This is a genomic window from Pirellulimonas nuda (genome assembly GCF_007750855.1).
In the GTDB taxonomy this organism is placed as follows: domain Bacteria; phylum Planctomycetota; class Planctomycetia; order Pirellulales; family Lacipirellulaceae; genus Pirellulimonas; species Pirellulimonas nuda.
In genome coordinates this window covers 4,470,762-4,486,644 of sequence record NZ_CP036291.1, presented here as the reverse complement: position 1 = coordinate 4,486,644, position 15,883 = coordinate 4,470,762, and the positions used below count along the sequence as shown (strand labels likewise).

The following is a 15,883-nucleotide window of genomic DNA, read 5'->3' as shown; positions in this document are numbered from 1 at the left end:
TCCTATTCTACCACCCCCCAACCCCCGCCGCCTCCTGCGCCCGCCGCAGCACCCCCGCCGCCTTGGCCCGCGCCTTCACCGCCCCCGCGGCCAGCACCTCGCGCACCGCGTCCGGCTTCGCGGCCCAGTGGGCGCGGGCGTCGCGGTAGGGCGCCCAGTAGCGCTCTGCGGCGTCGGCCAGCGCCTTCTTCACGTCGCCGTAGCCGAAGCCGCCGCGGGCGTAGAGCGCGGTCATGTCGGCCACTTCTTCCTCGCTGGCAACCAGCTTGTAGAGGTCCATCAGCACGTCGCCGGCGGGGTCCTTGGGGTCTTCCATCGGGCGGCTGTCTGTCTGGATGCGCATGACTTGCTTCCGCTGCGCTTTCACGTCGTCGAACACCGCCAGCGTGTTGCCGTAGCTCTTGCTCATCTTCTCGCCGTCGGTGCCCGGGACACGGGCCGACTGGTCGAGCACTTTTCCTTTGGGCATGGTGAAGGTCTGCCCGAAGTGGTGGTTGAAGCTGCCGGCGATGTCGCGGCAGACCTCGATGTGCTGCAACTGGTCCTCGCCCACCGGCACTACGTCGGCGTCGTACGCCAGGATGTCGGCCGCTTGCAGCACCGGGTAGGTGAACAGGCCGGCGTCTGCCTTCAGGCCCTTGGCGAGCTTGTCCTTGTAGCTGACGCAGCGCTCCAAGAGGCCCATCGGCGTGCCGGTCATCAGCAGCCAGCTCAGCTCCGAGACCTCCGGCACGTCCGACTGGACGAACAGCACCGCCTTGTCGGGGTTGAGCCCCAGGGCGAGCAGGTCGATGGCGCCCCCCAGCGTGTACTGCCGCAGCAGTGCCTGGTCGCGCACGGTGGTCAGCGCGTGCAGGTTGGCGATGAAGTAGTAGGCTTCGTCAGCCACCTCCTGCAGCTCGATGTACTGCCGGATGGCGCCGAAGTAGTTGCCCCAGTGGAAGGGGCCGGTGGGTTGGATGCCGGAGAGGACACGCATGAGTGGTATGGAAGGTTAGCGGGGCTTCTTAATCCCCCTCCCCTTTTTAGGGGAGGGGCTAGGGGAGGGGTCGGTGGCGGGTACAGAGCACGCCTTCAAGATGACCTCCAACACGCCATCAAGATTCGTCAGAACTTCATCGTTTGTAAATCGAAGAACTCGGAAATGATGAAAAGCAAGGAACTGCTCTCGCTGGCAATCGTACTCTTGACGCCCTTCGTGGCTATCGCCATCGAGCTCCAGAACAAGTCGGTGCTCGGCGCAGAAGAAATCGACGATGTAGGGTTCAATCGGGTGTTGCCTACGGAACTTCAAACCGGAAAGCTGGCGGGCGCGAAGCGCGTTCCAGAGTTTTTGTTCGGGACCGGTGGCGTTCACGCGCAAACTGACTGCGCGGGTTCTTGTTTGTTTGGTGATGCGTTTTCGTGGTGGTTGCGGCATGTCAGGGTTCAAACCCCCTCCCCTAGCCCCTCCCCCTGCCGGGGAGGGGGACACACATTCGCTGCGCGAATGCTCATGGCGCCAATAACTTGCTCCACGTCAGCCGCCCCCAACTCCGCCAGCGCCCCCGGCAGCGCATCCAGCACTTCCATACTCGCCCCCGGCCGATAAAAGTTCACCGTGCCAAGCTGCACCGCGCTCGCGCCGGCGACCAGGAACTCCATCACGTCGTCGATGGTCGCGATGCCGCCGATGCCGATGATGGGGGTCTTCACTGCCTGAGCGGCCTGCCACACGCACCGCAGCGCGATCGGCTTGATCGCGGGGCCGCTGAGGCCGCCGACCGTGTTGGCCAGCATCGGGCGACGCTTGCGCCAGTTGACGCTCATCCCCAGCACCGTGTTGATGACCGCCAGCGCGTCGGCGCCGCCGGCTTCGGCGGCGCGGGCCATCACGGCGATGCTGGTGACGTTGGGTGTCAGCTTGGCGATGATCGGCAGCGAGCAGGCGGCCCGGCAGTCGGCCACCACGCGCTCGCACATCGCGGGATCGACGCCGAAGTCCACCCCGTGCGACACGTTGGGGCAGGAGATGTTCAGCTCCACCGCCGCGGCGCCCTCGCACTCGCCCAGGCGGCGGCACATTGCAACGAACTCGTCGTGCGTTCGGCCGGCGACGCTAACGATGATCGGGGCGCCCAGGCCGCGGAGGTAGGGGAGGTGGTGCTCAATAAACGCGTCGAGGCCGTCGTTGTCGAGGCCGATGGCGTTGAGCATGCCGGCGGCCGTTTCGACCGTCCGCCAAGGGGCGTTGCCCTGGCGGGGCTCGAGCGTGACCGTCTTGGGGACGATGCCGCCCAGCCGGGCGAGGTCGACAAACGCCTCCATCTCGCGGGCGTAGCCGAACGTCCCAGACGCCACCAGCACGGGGTTGGGCAACCGCAACCGACCGAGTTGTACGGCCAAATCGGCGGCCTGGTCGACGGGCGAAGAGGACATACAGGACTGGGTTTGCTAGCGGTCTGAGAGTTCAGAGCGCAAGCCTACCGGTCCCACCCAGCGCCATCAATTGGCCATCGAGGCTACAGGATCAGTCCGCTGGTCCGATAAGGCTTCATGTGGCTGGGCTGGTCGAGGAACCAGATCCGCTCCCACTCGTCCAGCAGGCTGCGGAAGTCTTCCGAGTTGTAGATCAACTGCTGGGCACGACGGGCCGGGTCCGCCGAGTAGATCGGCAGCAGGCATCCAGCGTTGGCGCCCAAAGTGCAAGCCGCGACAGCAGCCAAGAGCCATTTGCGCATGGAACCGTGCTCCTCCGTGAGCGATAGCCGGCGTCGGCGGTCGGGAGCGACCGCGTCGGCCGAATTGCTTGTACCGCCCCGTCCGTTGGAGCGGCAATCAAAGGTGACTCGTCTTTCGTCCGTCTCTTCCGCTGCCACTGGCGGATTTAGCCGAGTGGCCTGCGGTCGTCGTAAGTAGTTGTTTTGTCTTGTGTTGGGTCGTTCTGAAGAGAACCCAGGGGCTTAGCTCCGGCAGCCGGTTCGTGAGAACCGTTGGACTGGCTGTGACTCGGGTCGCTGGGCAAGCCAGCAGGCGGCGGAGGGGGGCTGGCGTTTTGCGCCAGCAGGGCAGCCGCTCGGGCGGCTGCCGCACGGCGCTCCAGCTCCCGCACACGTTCTTCCATTTCCTTTCCGGGCTTGAAGGTCACCACGAACTTCTCGGCGACATCCACCTTCTCGCCCGTCCGCGGGTTCCTGGCCTTGCGGGCGGCCCGCTTCTTGACCTCGAACACTCCGAAGTTCCGCAGTTCAATGCGGCGGTCTTCCACCAGCGTCTCAACGATTGCGTCGAACGTCTTCTGGACGATCTCCTTCGTCTTGAGCTGCGTCAGCCCGATCTCCTCGGAGATCGTTTTGACGATCTCTTTCTTGGTCACCAAACACCTCCGCGGGAGAAGGGCGCCGCCCTACGCACCTGGCTGATTTGACGAATTGAGGCCTCGTTCGAGACCTCTCCGCACGTCCCAAGTGTAATACTGGTAAGCATTAGAGTCAATGTTGGCTCTCCTGGCTGACGCCCTCGGGCCGCGTCCGTTGGCCGGGTCTGGAACAATTCCAGCACTTCGGCTTACGGCCACGTAATTGAGCTAAGCATAGGATTTCAAAGAACTTACGCCGAATTCGCCGCGGTCGGGGACGCAGCGGTCGTTGCAAGTCTTTTCCATAAAAGAACTTGCGTCGATAACCGTCCCGTAACGCCGACGAGTTGCTTCGGCCCAATTGGTATCGGCCCGATCGACCGGCGAGATGAGTGTAATCGTTAGAATCCGCAAACTTTGCCAAACGGCCCCGGCTTAGATCCGGATCACGGCCCGTTGGGCCTCGATGTGCTCGAGCTGATACAGCTTCCCCACCCCCGCCCCGGGGCACTCCTCGCACGTCTGTTCCCAAGCCTCCGGGGAAGAGACATTCGAGTCCCAGAAGGGCCAGGTGCGGCACTGCCGGGGGCGGGATTGGTAGACGGTGCACTTGCGGGTCTTGGAATCCAGCAGCACGCAGTCGCCGCCAGACTTCTCGCCCAGGCTCTTGCGGATCCCCACCGAACGGACGTAGCGGGCCTCAAACGCCGGCACGCTCATCTCCCGCTCCGCGGCGATCGCGGCGATCTCTTGCTTGTTCAGCCAGACGTAGCCCGGCGCCCCGCCGCAGCACTTGCCGCAGGCGGTGCACTTGAACTTCAGCCCGTCGGCGTACCACGGATCGGGCTGGGGGGCTTCGGGTGCTGGCATGGGAGAGTCCTTAGTGGGTCATTTGCCGCAGGGCGTCGATGGCGGCGTCGATGTCATGGTCGGTCGTCAACGGGCCGGGGCTTAGCCTCAGTGTGCCGCCGGAAGCCAGGGCGCCGATCGCCCCGTGGATGCGAGCGGCGCAGTGCAGGCCGGCGCGGCACTCAACGCCGAAGCAGCTGTCGAGCAGCGCCGCGGCTTCGTGGGGATCGTAGCCCTCGGTCAGCAGGCTCACAACGGGCGCACGCTCTTCCACTGCGGGCGGGCCAAGCACCCGCACGCCCGGCAGGCCTTGCGCGCCGTCGATCAGTCGCGCGGTTTGCTGCGCCAGCCGCTGGCCGATCGCGTCCACCGTTTGCGACTCGATCCAGCCCAGGGCCGCATCGAGCCCCACGATGGCCGGGACGTTCAGATTCCCTGCCTCAAGCCGGTGGGGCAGGGGGGGTGGCTGTTCCTCAGACTCGCTGACGCTCCCCGTCCCCCCCTGACGCGTCGGCCGGAGCTGCCCGGCGGCGCGGGGCCCGACCCACAGCAGGCCGACCCCCAGCGGCGCCAGCAACCCCTTGTGCCCCGGCGCTGCCAGCAGGTCCGCGCCGATGCGGCCGACGTCGACCCGGCGGTGACCCAGCGTCTGGGCGGCGTCTACCAGCAAGAGCGTCTGGCCGTCGCGGAGCGCCGCGCCGACCTCTTCGACCGGCAGCACCGCGCCCGTGACGTTCGAGGCGTGCGTCAACACGACAAGCCGCGTCGTCGGTTCGACCGCCGCGAGCACCCGCCGGGCCTCGAGCTGACCGGCCGCGTCGCAGGGAACGTAGGTGATCCGGCAGCCCAGCCGCACGGCAGCGTCACGCAGCGGGCGCAGCACCGAGTTGTGCTCTGCGTCGGTAGTCACCACGTGGTCGCCGGGCCGTAGCAGCCCGTGGATAGCGGCGTTGAGCGCGTCGGTGCCGTTCTGGGTGAAGGCGATCGACTTCGGGTCGGGCGCCCCGAGGAGCGTCGCTGCCCGGCGCCGGGCCCGCTCTACGATCTGGCCGGCGGCGTCGGCCGAGGCGTAGCCGCCGCGTCCCGCCGCGGCGCCGCAGCCGCGTTGGTAGCGGTCGACGGCGTCGTATACGCCCTCGGGCTTCGGCCAGCTCGTGGCGGCGTTGTCGAGGTAGTGTCTGCTCGCCATGCGGGTAAGCCTATCCGCCGATCTGGTACATGGCGCGGGCCGGCTTGAGGAACTCGGGGCTGTCGATGCCGTGGCCCGCGTGCTTGGCGTCGACGCATTCGCGTGCTAGTTGGGCGATGGCCGCGTCGTCTGCGGCGCTGCGCAGCAGGTCGCGGACGTTCCACTCTTCGGTCGAGAACAAGCAGTTGCGTAGCTGCCCCTCGGCCGTCAGACGCAGCCGATCGCAGGCGCCGCAGAAGGGCTCGCTGACGGGGTTGATGAAGCCGATGCGTCCGCCGCCGCGAGCAAAGCAATAGTCGGTGGCCGGTTGGCTGGCGTCGTGCCGGGGCGCCGCCTCCAGCGGCCCGAAGGCCTCCTCAAGCTTCGCACGTACCTCGGCGCCCGTCAGCACGTCGGCACGCGCCCAGGCGCCGTCCGCGTCCAGCGGCATGTACTCGATGAACCGCAGCTCGAGGCCGCGCTCGATCGCGAAGCGTCCCAGCGGCACAATCTCGTCTTCGTTCAGGCCGCGGATCGCCAGGGCGTTCAGCCGGATGGCCGAGAATCCGGCCCGCTGAGCGGCGGCGATGCCGGCCAGCACGCGGTCGAGGCCCTCGCGGCGGGTGAGCTCCTGGAAGGTTGCCTCGCGCAGCGTGTCGAGGCTGATGTTCAGCCGCCGCAGGCCGGCGTCGCGCAGCGCCTCGGCCTGGTCGTCGAGGAGCATGCCGTTGGTGGTCAGCGCCAGGTCTTCCACGCCCGGCGTGGCGGCCAGCATCGCCACCAGCCTGGCGAGGCCCGAACGCACCAACGGCTCGCCGCCGGTGAGCCGGAGCCTGGTCACGCCCAGCCCGGCCAGCACCCCCGCGACGCGCGCGATTTCTTCGAACGACAACAACTCCGCCTTGGGAAGGAAGCGGATGGCGCCCCCCGGCATGCAGTACCGGCAGCGGATGTTGCAACGGTCGGTCACGCTGATCCGCAGGCTGGCGTGGGCCCGGCCGAAGCGGTCGATCAGCGGTTGGGCCTTGGGGTCCATCACGCCCCCCTCGGCCGTGGGCGCGGCGTCTTGAGCGGCGGCGTTTTGAGCAACGACGCCCGGGTGGACCCATTCGCGCTGGCCGTCGGCGAAGTTCTCTTGTTTCCAGATCGGCACGCGCTGTTTGAGCGTGTCGATCAGCCACCGCGCCGCGGCGAACGCGTCGTCCCGGTGCGGCGAGCTCGCGGCGATCGCTACGCTGGTCTGTCCGAGCGGGACTTCGCCGAGCCGATGCACGATCCAGCAGCCCACCAGCGGCCACCGCTCACGGGCTTCGGACTCCAAGCGGGCCAGTTCCGCTTCCGCGAGCGAGCGGTGGGCTTCGTAGCTGAGGTGCGTCGTCTGGAGGTCGCCCGTCCACTCGCGCGTGACGCCGAGCATCAACACCGCGGCGCCGGCGCGTGGATCGTTCACCTGCGCAACCAGGGCCGCGACGTCGATCGGTTGGTCTGTGAGTTGGTGCATGTTCTTGAGCGCAACCGGCTAGCCGCCGCTCACCGGCGGGATCAGCGCAAGCGGCCGGCCCTGCGGGACCGGTTCGTCGAGGGCCAGGTAGCGGTCGTCGATCGCCAACCGAGACGACTTTGCCAGGGCGGCCAGCGACGGATGTTGGACCGCGATCGCGGCAAGGCAGTGTTCGCTCGCGGACCCGGCCGGGAAGGCCACGTCCACGAACTCCACACCGGCCGCTTCGCGAGCGCCCGCGAATAATTGTACCCGGACCTTCACGTCTCGTCCCCCACGGCGGCGGCCACCTGCTCCGCGACCCGCGGCGCCAGCCCGTAGCTGGCCGCCAGCAGCTTGATGGGGTGGATCGTCGCCCGAGGCGAGGCGCCCGTCATCTGCAGTTGGCAGGTGCTGCACTCGGTGGTGGCGAAGTCGAACGGGCCGTCGCGCAGCGAGGTCAGCATCGGCAGCCCCGCGCGCAGGCTGCTGCGGTAGTTCTTGCGACGCAGGCCGTACAGGCCCGCCATGCCGCTGCAGCCCTTGTCGAGCCGCGTCAAACGCAGCTCCGGCACAAGCCCCAGCAGGTTCTCGGCCGGGGCGCCGATGCCCAACGCCCGCAGGTGGCAAGGCACGTGGTAGGCCACGCGACCCCGCACCGGCCCCAGGTCGAGCCGCAGCACGCCCCGCTGGTGCAGTCCCCACAAGTAGTGACACGCCTCGCGGGCGTGCTCCGCGACAAGCCGAGCGTCGGGCTCGTCGGGCAGCAGCCAGAGGTACTCGTGCGTCAACGCGAGCACCGCCGAGGGCTCGGTCGCCACGATGGTGGCGCCGCGGCGCACCGCTTCGGCGAGGCGTTCTACATTGCGCTGGGCGATCTTCCGCGCCGGCTCCAAGTGCCCCTGCGCGATCAGCGGCATCGCCGACTGGTCCTGATCCGCGGGACACTCGACGGCGACGCCGCAGTGCTGGAGAACGGCGGTGAAGGCTTCGCCGAGTTCTGGGTCGTAGTGGTTTGCGTAGGTGTCCACGAAGTAGAAGGCCCGCCCGCGGGGGGTCGCCGGCTCGGCGCCGCGTTGCGAGGCGCGGCTCAGGTAGGTCCTGCCGTGAACCGTCGGCAGGCGGTGGGCCTGGCTGAGGTCAAACCCTTTATCCAGCAGCCAGCGCGCGGCGCGGTTTCCAAGGGCCCAGTTCGCGACTCTCGGGAAACGCGAGCCCCACCGGCTGACGCGGACGATGTTGGCCATCCACCACTGCGCAGGTCGTACGCCGTGCGCCAACAGGTGGTTCGCCTTGATCTCAACGGCCAAGCGGGGGACGTCTACCCCCGCGGGGCACTCTTGTCGGCACATGTGGCAATGGACGCACAGGTCGGCCACCTCACGCGAGGCGTCCTCCGACAACGCCGTCGGCGGGAGCTGGCCCGACAGGGCGCTCCGCACGAGGTTCGCCTTGGCGCGCGGCGAGGCTTCTTCGCGCGGCGTGAACCGGAAGATGGGGCACATCCGCAGGTCGTCGGCCCGCGACCGGCAGGTCCCGCAGCCGTTGCAGGCATCCGCGGCCGCCGCGGCCTCGGCGATGGACCACCCCGCTTGCAGGTCGTCCGCGGCGCGTCCGTCCGGCTGCCCGATCACCGGCAGCGGCGCGAACCGCAGCGGGCGGTCGAACCTCCCCCCGGAGGCCGGAACCACCTTCCCGGGGTTCAGCACCCCTTCGGGGTCGAACAGCATCTTCAGCTCACGGAACACACTGGCCACCGGCCCGTGCTGCCGCACGGCGAACGGGGTCCGGCTGCGGCCGTCGCCGTGCTCACCGCTCATCGTTCCGCCCAGCAGCCACGCCTTGTCGTACAGCTCTTCTGCGAGCCCCTCAAAAGCGGTCACGTCCTCGTGCTTGTGCAGGTCGAGGAACGGACGGATGTGCAACTGCCCGTGCGCCGCGTGGCCGAATACGCTCGCGGTGATCTGACGCCGCCGCAGCGTGTCCTGCACGTGCCGCAGAAACACGGTGAGCCCGGCCGGAGGGACCGCGATGTCCTCGATCCCGGGCATCGGCCGGCGGACGCCGCGGGCGCGTTGCAGCGTGGGGGCGTACTGCTTGCTGAGCCGCCAGAAGAGCTCGCGATCGAGGTCGTCCGCCGCGATGAGCGAACCCGCGGCGAGCGCGGACTCGCGCTGCGCCGTATCGATCGCCCGGTGCAGCCGGTCGTCGACCTCGTCCTGGTCTGCTCCGAAAAACTCCACCAGCAGGACCGACTCCGCGGCGCCCGGGATCATCAGCTCGTAGCGGACGTCCATGTCTCGGGCCAGGCTGATGTGCCGCCGGTCCATCAGGTCGCAAGCGCTGGGGCCGAGCGGGGCGACGCACTCCACCGCCTGCGCCGCGCGGTCCAGGCTGTCGAAAAGCAGCAGCGCCACGCCCGAGGCCGCCGGCGGCGTCTGGGTGGCGAGCTCTGCCTCCACCAGCAGCCCCAGCGTCCCTTCGCTGCCGGCCATCAGCCTCGCAAGGTCGACGTGGCTGTCGCTGTTGGCCTTGCACAGCGCGTAACCGCTGGAATCGACGAGCGTCTTGGGGCGCCGCTCTTCGAGCAACGAGCGACGTCGCTTCCACAGCGCGTGCACCTCGCGCGCCAGCCTGGCGGATCGATCGGGGGGCGCCCCCCCCTCGGCGGTTGGCCGGTCGTCCGGCGCCGGTCGACGCTCCAGCGTCACCGTCTCGCCGTCGGCAAGCACCACCGTGGCCGATCGCAAATGGTCGCCCACCGCGCCGTACGCAGCGAACCGGCTGCCGCTGGAGTTGACCGCGATCGAGCCGCCGAGCGTCGTCACCTCTGCGTTGGCCGGGTCGGGCCCGAAGAGCCGCTTCTGGGGCCGCAGCCGGCGGTTCAGGTCCGCCAACGTGCAGCCGGGCAGCACGCGGACCGAGTCGTCCGACACCTGCGTGATGCGGTGCATGTGACGGGCGAAGTCGATGACGATCCCGGGGCCGACCGCACCCCCCGCGAGCCCCGAACCGGCGCCGCGGGCGTGCACCGGGATCCGGTTCTCTGCGGCGTAGCGGACGACCGCGACGATGTCGGCCCGCAGCCGCGGCGCGACCACCGCCACGGGGGTCTCGTCGTAGATGCTGCCATCCGTGGCAAACAGCCGCAGGTAGGGGCCGTCGCAGCGGACCTCTCCCTCAATGAGTCCGCGGAGGTCTTCTTCGATCCGCTTCCGATCGGATTCCATGCGCGGGGAGGGTGCGGGATCGGGGCCTGGCGACTGGCCGTTGGTGGATGGCGGCGGAGCGGAGCGACGCAGCCCATCAGCTTAGCAGTTGCGGAGGGGGTTGCTCTAGGCTGTCAGACGACGAATTACGGCGTCGCGGAGAGCACAGAGACGGACGGCGGCTCCAAATTCTGCTCCGCGACCCCGTGGTCAACTTCATCCGCGGATCAACGCCATTACTTCCGCGCGGCTCGAGGGATTCGTGCGGAAGATGCCCTTCATCGACGAAGTAACGCACACCGCGCCCGCCTTTTTCACGCCGCGCATGCTCATGCAGGAGTGCTCTGCCTCGACGACGACCGCCACTCCTTTCACGTTGAGTTCGGAGATGAGCAGCTCGGCGATGGTCTCGGTCATCCGCTCCTGCACCTGCGGCCGACGGGACACGTCTTCCACCACCCGCGCCAGCTTGCTCAGCCCCACTACCCGGCCGTCCGGCAGGTAGCCGATATGGGCCTTGCCGCTGAACGGGAGCAGGTGGTGCTCGCACATGCTGGTGAAGCCGATGTCTCGCACCAGCACGATCTCGTCGTACTTCTCGGTAAAGAACTTCCGCAGCCGCAGCGCGGGGTCGAGCCGCAGCCCGGCGAACATCTCGGCGTACATCCGGGCGACGCGTGCGGGGGTCTCGCGCAGCCCCTCGCGGTCGGGGTCCTCACCCACGGCGAGCAGCAGCTCACGGATGGCGTTCTGCAAGCGTGGATGGTCGACGCCGTCGGCAACGGGCGCTACACGGCTGGGCTTGGCGGGGAGGTCTTCTAGGTGGTCGGGCATCGTCGGCTCGGCAGGCAGGGGAAGTGCTACCGGCCTATTCTAGTCAGCCACGCCGTGGCAGTTTGGGCCCGAATGGGAGGGCCAAGGACGTTGGCCACAAAAAGGCACAAAAAGCACAAAGACAAAATCTCGGCGAACGAGCGATGTCCGAACTGTTCTGCGCGTTGGGTCAGTGCGGTTCGGTTAGGTTTCATCCTCGTCTTTGTGCTTTTCGTGCCTTTTCGTGGCCATCCTCGTCCGTCAGTTGTCGCTGAACGGCGGCGGGAACTCGCCTCGCCGCGTTCCCGGGCCTCCCGGCGACTCGCGCAGGTGCTTCAGCAGCAGCCGGGCCCGCTGGCCCACGATCGGCTCGCCGAGCAGCCGCCGCTTGAGCTCCGCGGGGAGCGGCAGGGCGTAGGCCACCAGGTCGGTCAGCGCCCGCATCGGCAGCCCGTCGGAGAGCAAGTGCGACAGGTCCTCGTCCGCCAGGTGGGCGGGGAGCCGGCTGCGGAATGCTTCTACCAGCGAACGGCGCAGCTCGGGCGGCAAGGCGCCCTGCTGCTCGTGGACGATCTGCACCTCGGCCTGCCGGAACGACCGCAGCGGCGCCAGTTCTCGCACGATGGTCACCCGTCGCACGCCCAGCAGCAGCAGGTTGTACCGGCCGTCGTCTAGGCGGTTGTGGGCGATCACCTTGCCCAAGCAGGCCACCGGCGCCAGCGGCGGCCGGCTGTCGTAGTCCATCTCCCAGCCCGGCTCGAACATCGCGATAGCGATCAACGAGTCGTCCGCGACCGCGTCCTCGAGCATCTCCCGATAGCGGTCCTCAAACACGTGCAGCGGCTGCACGACATGGGGGAACAGCACGAGGTCCGGCAGCGGGAAGAGCCGGGCCGCGCCCCCGAACTTGGTTTCGTCGAACTCAACGTCGGAGAGGTCCCATTCGTTCATGACGACGCTCCAACCCCCTCACGGGGCGGGTGAAAACGGGGCGGCAGACGCTGGGCCAGCGGCTGGGGGGCGTCGCTCGCCATGACGTCGGCAAAACACCGCTCGTGCTCGGCCAAGAAGCGGTCTACGTCCAGCCCGCGACACAGCGGCGCAAAGGGCCGCAAGTACTCCGTGCTGCTCCGCCACAGCTTGCGGGCGCCATGCAGGTTGCCCCGCGAGTAATGGTAGAGCGCGACCGCCGATTGGATGAGCCCCTTGTAGAAATTCCGCAGGGGCCCGCGGTAGCCGGTCCACAGCTCCTCCCACACGTCGTGGGCGGCAAAGTAGTGCCCGGCGTCAAACAGAACGGCGCCGCGGGCAAAAAGGCCCTCGGCGCCGTCGTCTGTTGGGTTGCCGGTAGACAATGGTTTGTCGCCCAGTCGTTGGACATTCCCGCTCAGTCGCGGCTCGACATCCGCATCAGGAACGAAAGGATGTACCAGAACAGCAGCGCCACCGACGCGAACAACGCCAGCGAGGCCGCGACGTGCTGCCCCGGGCGGTATTGGTGCATGACGTTGGAGGTGTCGTAAACGATGTACGCGGCGGCAAAGGCGATCATCCCCACGCTGAACAGCACGCCCAGGTCGAAGCCGAAAATCATGCTCGCGACGATCAGGGCGAATACGGCCATGCTGGCGACGCCGAGCCACATGCCTAGGAAGGAAAAGTCCTTGCCAGACATCCAAACGAAGGCGGTGAGACCGCCGAAGATCGCCAGGGTCGCCACGCCCGCGGCCGGGATCACGCCGATCGCCTGACCGTCGGTCACCTGCATTGAGAAGTGGCTCGCCATCCACAGCAGCGGCACAAAGAACACGGCCTGCGCCAGCACGTAGAGGAACAGACCCGCGTACTGCTTGCCGACCGACGTGTCGGAGCGGGCCCAACCGTTGGCGATCCAGGAGACGCCGACGAACCCAAAGAACATCACGAGCGAGATCATCTTGAAGCTGCCGTCGTTGATCGACCGCTCCATGAAGCCGTTGACGTCGAACATCGAGAAGATCGCCCACTCGATCGCGGCGAACGCGTAGATCGCCGCGGCGAGGTGGGTGTAGGTCTTGCGGACAAACGCGGTGCGTTCGGCCGGCGCCGCGTCGGCGACGCTGCTGCCGAACGACGCGTAGGGGTTGGCGGCTTGGGACGTGGCGTAGCTCATCGATCGAACTCCGAGGACTTTGGTTCTGGGGCTTGCCCGGCCGTGCATCCGCACGCCGGGCAGCTAGGTAAGCCTAGGTTGTCGCGGGAGTTAGGTCAAGATTCACCCCGGTTGACACCCCTATCTTACGCCTGAGAATGGCGGTTGTTCTACCAACGTGACGCGGACGCCCCTGCCGGGGCAGATCTAGCTCCTCCGCCGCGGGGGCTTCCACCCAAGCGGCGCGCCCCCGCCACCCAGGCCCTACGACCCCGTCCGCCTGTTCGCCCCCTACTACCGCCGACCCCTGTATGGCCAAGAAGGCCCCCAGCGACGACCTCCCCGAGCGCAAGAAACAGGCCGCCCGGGTCGTCCGCCGGCTGCGGGCCGACTACCCCGACGCCGAGTGCGCCCTGCGGTTCGACTCGCCCCTGCAGCTGCTGGTGGCCACCATCCTCTCGGCCCAGTGCACCGACGAGCGCGTGAACCTGGTCACCAAGGTGCTGTTCGCGAAGTACCCCACGGCCGCCGACCTCGCCGGGCTGCCGATCGCCAAGCTGGAAACCCTGGTCAAGAGCACCGGCTTCTTCCGCAACAAGGCCAAAGCGATCAAGGCCTGCTGCACAGAGCTGGTCCAGAAGCACGACGGGCAGCCGCCGCGCGACCTCGAGACCCTGGTCGGCCTGGCCGGCGTCGGCCGCAAGACGGCCAGCGTCGTGCTCGGCACCGCCTACGGCATCCCCAGCGGCGTGGTGGTCGACACCCACGTCGGCCGCCTCAGCCGCCGGCTCGGCCTAACCGATCAAACCGACGCGGTCCGGGCCGAACGCGACCTGATGGAGGTGCTTCCGAAGAAACAGTGGATCGACTTTTCGCACCGCATGATCCACCATGGGAGGGCCGTGTGCGGCGCGCGACGCGCCAAGTGCGATGCCTGCTCGATGGCCGGCTTCTGCCCTCGCATCGGGCTGGAGGGACGATAGCCACGAAAAGGCACGAAGAAGCACCAAGACGGACGGACCCATAAACGAACCACGGACAACACGGATTCGGACGATAGCCACAAAGAAGCACAAAGAAGAAGGCCTAGCGACCAAGCCCTATTGACCGATGCTTGTTGAACTCTCTTGATCTCTCGGTCATTTCGGATTGGTCTATGCACCTTCGTTCTTGTGCTTTTTGTGCTTCTTTGTGGCCATCTTCCGTCCGTCATCATCCGTGAAATCCGTGCCATCCGTGGTCAAAACCTTAAAGCGTAGCCCCTCATGATCCTCTCCGGCAACGAGATCGCCCGCCGGCTCGGCAAAGACATCGTCATCGATCCCTACGAGCCGTCGCGCCTCAATCCAAACAGCTACAACCTCACGCTCCACAACGAGCTGATGGTGTACGAAGAAGTTGTGCTCGACATGGCCAAGGCCAACCGGGTGCGGCGGATCGAGATCCCTCAAGACGGCTTGGTGCTGAGCCCCAACCAGCTCTACCTGGGGCGCACCGTCGAGCGGACCGCCACGCACAACCTGGTGCCGCAGATCGAGGGCCGCTCTTCCGTCGGTCGGCTGGGGCTGTTCGTGCACGTCACGGCCGGCTTTGGCGACGTGGGATTCGCCGGCTACTGGACGCTCGAGATGTTCGCGGTCCAGCCGGTGCGGATCTACGCCGGCGTGCCGATCTGCCAGATCTTCTACCACGAGATCACCGGCGAGGTGACCGAGTACTGCAGCAAGTACCAGCACAACCGTGACATCCAGCCCAGCCTGCTGTTCGAAGAGCTGGCGCCAGAACGGCACTGCGACCCGCAGCTCCCGCTGAAGTTCGGCATCGAGAGTTCGGGGATTTGAAGAATGGACCGCAGATGGCCGCGGATTGAAAGGATGGACGCGGATCGCGACGATGTGCTTTGCTTGAGAGTCGCAACGCTGCTTGTTTGCACACCGCTTGGCACGAGGTAGGTAAGTCGCGATTCCTTTGCGTCTTCGCGGGCTTGCGAGAGATTTTGTCCGTAATCCGTCTGTGATCCCCCCGATCCGCGACTACCCGCGTCCCATTCTTGTTTGGCTTCTTCCGCAACCGCCGTATCCGTCGCTGGCTCGCCGAGCCGACGCCGGACGCGTGGCCGCAGTACCTTGAGGCCAACCTGTGGCAGTTCCGTCACTTGGGGGTCGCCCAGCAGAGGCGCGTGCTGGACCTCGCCCACGTCCTTGCCCACGAGATCCATTGGACGGGGTGCAACGGGCTGGAGGTGACCGACGAGGTCCGCGTTACTATCGCCGGCGCCGCGGGATTGATGGTGCTCGGCCCCAGCGAGCCCTACTACTTTGATCGGCTAAAGTCGATCTTGGTCTACCCAGACGCCTACCGACCCGCGGCCTCGGCCTCGGCGACGCTGCTGGAGATGGACGACTTCGAGCCGGTCGACGCCTACGAGGCCCGCGAGGGGGAGGCGTGGCGCGGCGGGCCCGTGGTGCTTAGCTGGAAACACGTGCTGCGAGACGGACGCTCCGCGCGCCGCGGCCGGCACGTGGTGCTGCACGAGCTGGCGCACCACTTCGACTCGCTCGACGGCGGCATGGACGGCATCCCTCCCATGTTCGGCGCCAGCGCCGCCCGCCGCTGGCGAGAAGTAGTCGACCACGAGTACCGCCGCCTGGTGAGCGCCGCCCGCCACGGCCGACCGACGCTGCTGGACGACTACGGCGCGGAGAACGAGGCGGAGTTCTTCGCCGTGGCGACCGAGTGCTTCTTCCAACAACCCCACGCCCTGCGCCGGCGGCACGGGGAGCTGTACGGGGTGCTCAGTGGGTTCTTCCAGCAGAGCCCGGCCGACTGGCTGCCGGCGGCGGATTGAGCGGATATCGCGTTTCCGCGTTTCAGCATTGGAATGAAGTGTTACCAA

17 protein-coding genes are annotated in these 15,883 nt (G+C 67.4%); 3 read left to right on the top strand and 14 right to left on the bottom strand.

Translation table 11 applies throughout. The features are described 5' to 3' along the window. Positions 1 to 7: 7 nt before the first annotated feature. From trpS to Pla175_RS17420, 14 genes are all read right to left on the bottom strand, one after another. A complete protein-coding gene (gene trpS / locus Pla175_RS17485; protein WP_145288048.1) occupies positions 8 to 979 on the bottom strand; it encodes a tryptophan--tRNA ligase in 972 nt (323 codons plus the stop codon). 15 nt (positions 980 to 994) lie between these two features. Beyond that, a complete protein-coding gene (locus Pla175_RS17480) occupies positions 995 to 1,420 on the bottom strand; it encodes an endonuclease domain-containing protein (RefSeq protein ID WP_145288044.1) in 426 nt (141 codons plus the stop codon). Positions 1,421 to 1,428: 8 nt separating this feature from the next. After that, positions 1,429 to 2,418, bottom strand: a complete 990-nt coding sequence (locus Pla175_RS17475) for a dihydroorotate dehydrogenase (protein ID WP_145288041.1) — start codon at positions 2,416 to 2,418, stop codon at positions 1,429 to 1,431. 83 nt (positions 2,419 to 2,501) lie between these two features. Beyond that, on the bottom strand, positions 2,502 to 2,720 hold the full coding sequence (locus tag Pla175_RS17470) for a hypothetical protein (protein WP_145288038.1): 219 nt from the start codon (positions 2,718 to 2,720) through the stop codon (positions 2,502 to 2,504). Positions 2,721 to 2,866: 146 nt separating this feature from the next. Beyond that, a complete protein-coding gene (locus Pla175_RS26610; RefSeq protein WP_231953947.1) occupies positions 2,867 to 3,355 on the bottom strand; it encodes an HU family DNA-binding protein in 489 nt (162 codons plus the stop codon). Between the two features lie 417 nt (positions 3,356 to 3,772). Continuing rightward, on the bottom strand, positions 3,773 to 4,207 hold the full coding sequence (locus Pla175_RS17460) for a YkgJ family cysteine cluster protein (protein WP_145288035.1): 435 nt from the start codon (positions 4,205 to 4,207) through the stop codon (positions 3,773 to 3,775). 10 nt (positions 4,208 to 4,217) lie between these two features. Next, complete coding sequence (locus tag Pla175_RS17455; protein ID WP_145288032.1) at positions 4,218 to 5,375, bottom strand: aminotransferase class V-fold PLP-dependent enzyme; 1,158 nt, start codon at positions 5,373 to 5,375, stop codon at positions 4,218 to 4,220. Between the two features lie 10 nt (positions 5,376 to 5,385). Then, positions 5,386 to 6,855, bottom strand: coding sequence for a GTP 3',8-cyclase MoaA (gene moaA / locus Pla175_RS17450; RefSeq protein WP_145288029.1), 1,470 nt, complete (start codon positions 6,853 to 6,855; stop codon positions 5,386 to 5,388). A gap of 18 nt (positions 6,856 to 6,873) precedes the next feature. Next, on the bottom strand, positions 6,874 to 7,119 hold the full coding sequence (locus Pla175_RS26170; RefSeq protein WP_197526938.1) for a MoaD/ThiS family protein: 246 nt from the start codon (positions 7,117 to 7,119) through the stop codon (positions 6,874 to 6,876). Beyond that, positions 7,116 to 10,064, bottom strand: a complete 2,949-nt coding sequence (locus Pla175_RS17440) for an FAD-binding and (Fe-S)-binding domain-containing protein (RefSeq protein ID WP_145288023.1) — start codon at positions 10,062 to 10,064, stop codon at positions 7,116 to 7,118. Before Pla175_RS17440 ends, Pla175_RS26170 begins: the two co-directional genes overlap by 4 nt. A gap of 195 nt (positions 10,065 to 10,259) precedes the next feature. Beyond that, entirely contained in the window at positions 10,260 to 10,877 is a 618-nt protein-coding gene (folE, locus tag Pla175_RS17435) for a GTP cyclohydrolase I FolE (RefSeq protein ID WP_145288020.1), read from the bottom strand. A 240-nt stretch (positions 10,878 to 11,117) separates the two neighbouring features. Continuing rightward, entirely contained in the window at positions 11,118 to 11,807 is a 690-nt protein-coding gene (locus tag Pla175_RS17430; RefSeq protein ID WP_145288017.1) for an LON peptidase substrate-binding domain-containing protein, read from the bottom strand. Beyond that, positions 11,804 to 12,211, bottom strand: a complete 408-nt coding sequence (locus Pla175_RS26165) for a DUF309 domain-containing protein (RefSeq protein WP_197526937.1) — start codon at positions 12,209 to 12,211, stop codon at positions 11,804 to 11,806. The genes Pla175_RS17430 and Pla175_RS26165 overlap by 4 nt, the downstream gene beginning before the upstream one ends. 32 nt (positions 12,212 to 12,243) lie before the next feature. Beyond that, positions 12,244 to 13,008: a Bax inhibitor-1/YccA family protein gene (locus Pla175_RS17420; RefSeq protein ID WP_145288010.1), complete on the bottom strand. Its 765-nt coding sequence runs from the start codon at positions 13,006 to 13,008 to the stop codon at positions 12,244 to 12,246. 290 nt (positions 13,009 to 13,298) lie between these two features. Between Pla175_RS17420 and nth the strand changes: the two genes are divergently transcribed. The 3 genes from nth (at position 13,299) to Pla175_RS17405 (ending at position 15,835) form a co-directional block, all read left to right on the top strand. After that, positions 13,299 to 13,970: an endonuclease III gene (nth, locus tag Pla175_RS17415; protein WP_145288007.1), complete on the top strand. Its 672-nt coding sequence runs from the start codon at positions 13,299 to 13,301 to the stop codon at positions 13,968 to 13,970. Positions 13,971 to 14,252: 282 nt separating this feature from the next. Next, positions 14,253 to 14,828 (top strand): dCTP deaminase, encoded by a 576-nt coding sequence (gene dcd / locus Pla175_RS17410; RefSeq protein WP_145288005.1) that lies wholly within the window; start codon positions 14,253 to 14,255, stop codon positions 14,826 to 14,828. A gap of 209 nt (positions 14,829 to 15,037) precedes the next feature. Beyond that, the gene (locus tag Pla175_RS17405) at positions 15,038 to 15,835 is read left to right on the top strand and encodes a M90 family metallopeptidase (RefSeq protein ID WP_145288002.1); all 798 of its coding nucleotides are present in this window, start codon (positions 15,038 to 15,040) and stop codon (positions 15,833 to 15,835) included. Positions 15,836 to 15,883: the final 48 nt, after the last annotated feature.

What these genes read in the sequence shown, in the direction of transcription:
- trpS (WP_145288048.1), bottom strand. Translation starts at nt 979, where the DNA reads ATGCGTGTCCTCTCCGGCATCCAACCCACCGGCCCCTTCCACTGGGGC.
- Pla175_RS17480 (WP_145288044.1), bottom strand. Translation starts at nt 1,420, where the DNA reads ATGCCGCAACCACCACGAAAACGCATCACCAAACAAACAAGAACCCGC.
- Pla175_RS17475 (WP_145288041.1), bottom strand. Translation starts at nt 2,418, where the DNA reads ATGTCCTCTTCGCCCGTCGACCAGGCCGCCGATTTGGCCGTACAACTC.
- Pla175_RS17470 (WP_145288038.1), bottom strand. Translation starts at nt 2,720, where the DNA reads ATGCGCAAATGGCTCTTGGCTGCTGTCGCGGCTTGCACTTTGGGCGCC.
- Pla175_RS17460 (WP_145288035.1), bottom strand. Translation starts at nt 4,207, where the DNA reads ATGCCAGCACCCGAAGCCCCCCAGCCCGATCCGTGGTACGCCGACGGG.
- Pla175_RS17455 (WP_145288032.1), bottom strand. Translation starts at nt 5,375, where the DNA reads ATGGCGAGCAGACACTACCTCGACAACGCCGCCACGAGCTGGCCGAAG.
- moaA (WP_145288029.1), bottom strand. Translation starts at nt 6,855, where the DNA reads ATGCACCAACTCACAGACCAACCGATCGACGTCGCGGCCCTGGTTGCG.
- Pla175_RS17440 (WP_145288023.1), bottom strand. Translation starts at nt 10,064, where the DNA reads ATGGAATCCGATCGGAAGCGGATCGAAGAAGACCTCCGCGGACTCATT.
- folE (WP_145288020.1), bottom strand. Translation starts at nt 10,877, where the DNA reads ATGCCCGACCACCTAGAAGACCTCCCCGCCAAGCCCAGCCGTGTAGCG.
- Pla175_RS17430 (WP_145288017.1), bottom strand. Translation starts at nt 11,807, where the DNA reads ATGAACGAATGGGACCTCTCCGACGTTGAGTTCGACGAAACCAAGTTC.
- Pla175_RS17420 (WP_145288010.1), bottom strand. Translation starts at nt 13,008, where the DNA reads ATGAGCTACGCCACGTCCCAAGCCGCCAACCCCTACGCGTCGTTCGGC.
- nth (WP_145288007.1), top strand. Translation starts at nt 13,299, where the DNA reads ATGGCCAAGAAGGCCCCCAGCGACGACCTCCCCGAGCGCAAGAAACAG.
- dcd (WP_145288005.1), top strand. Translation starts at nt 14,253, where the DNA reads ATGATCCTCTCCGGCAACGAGATCGCCCGCCGGCTCGGCAAAGACATC.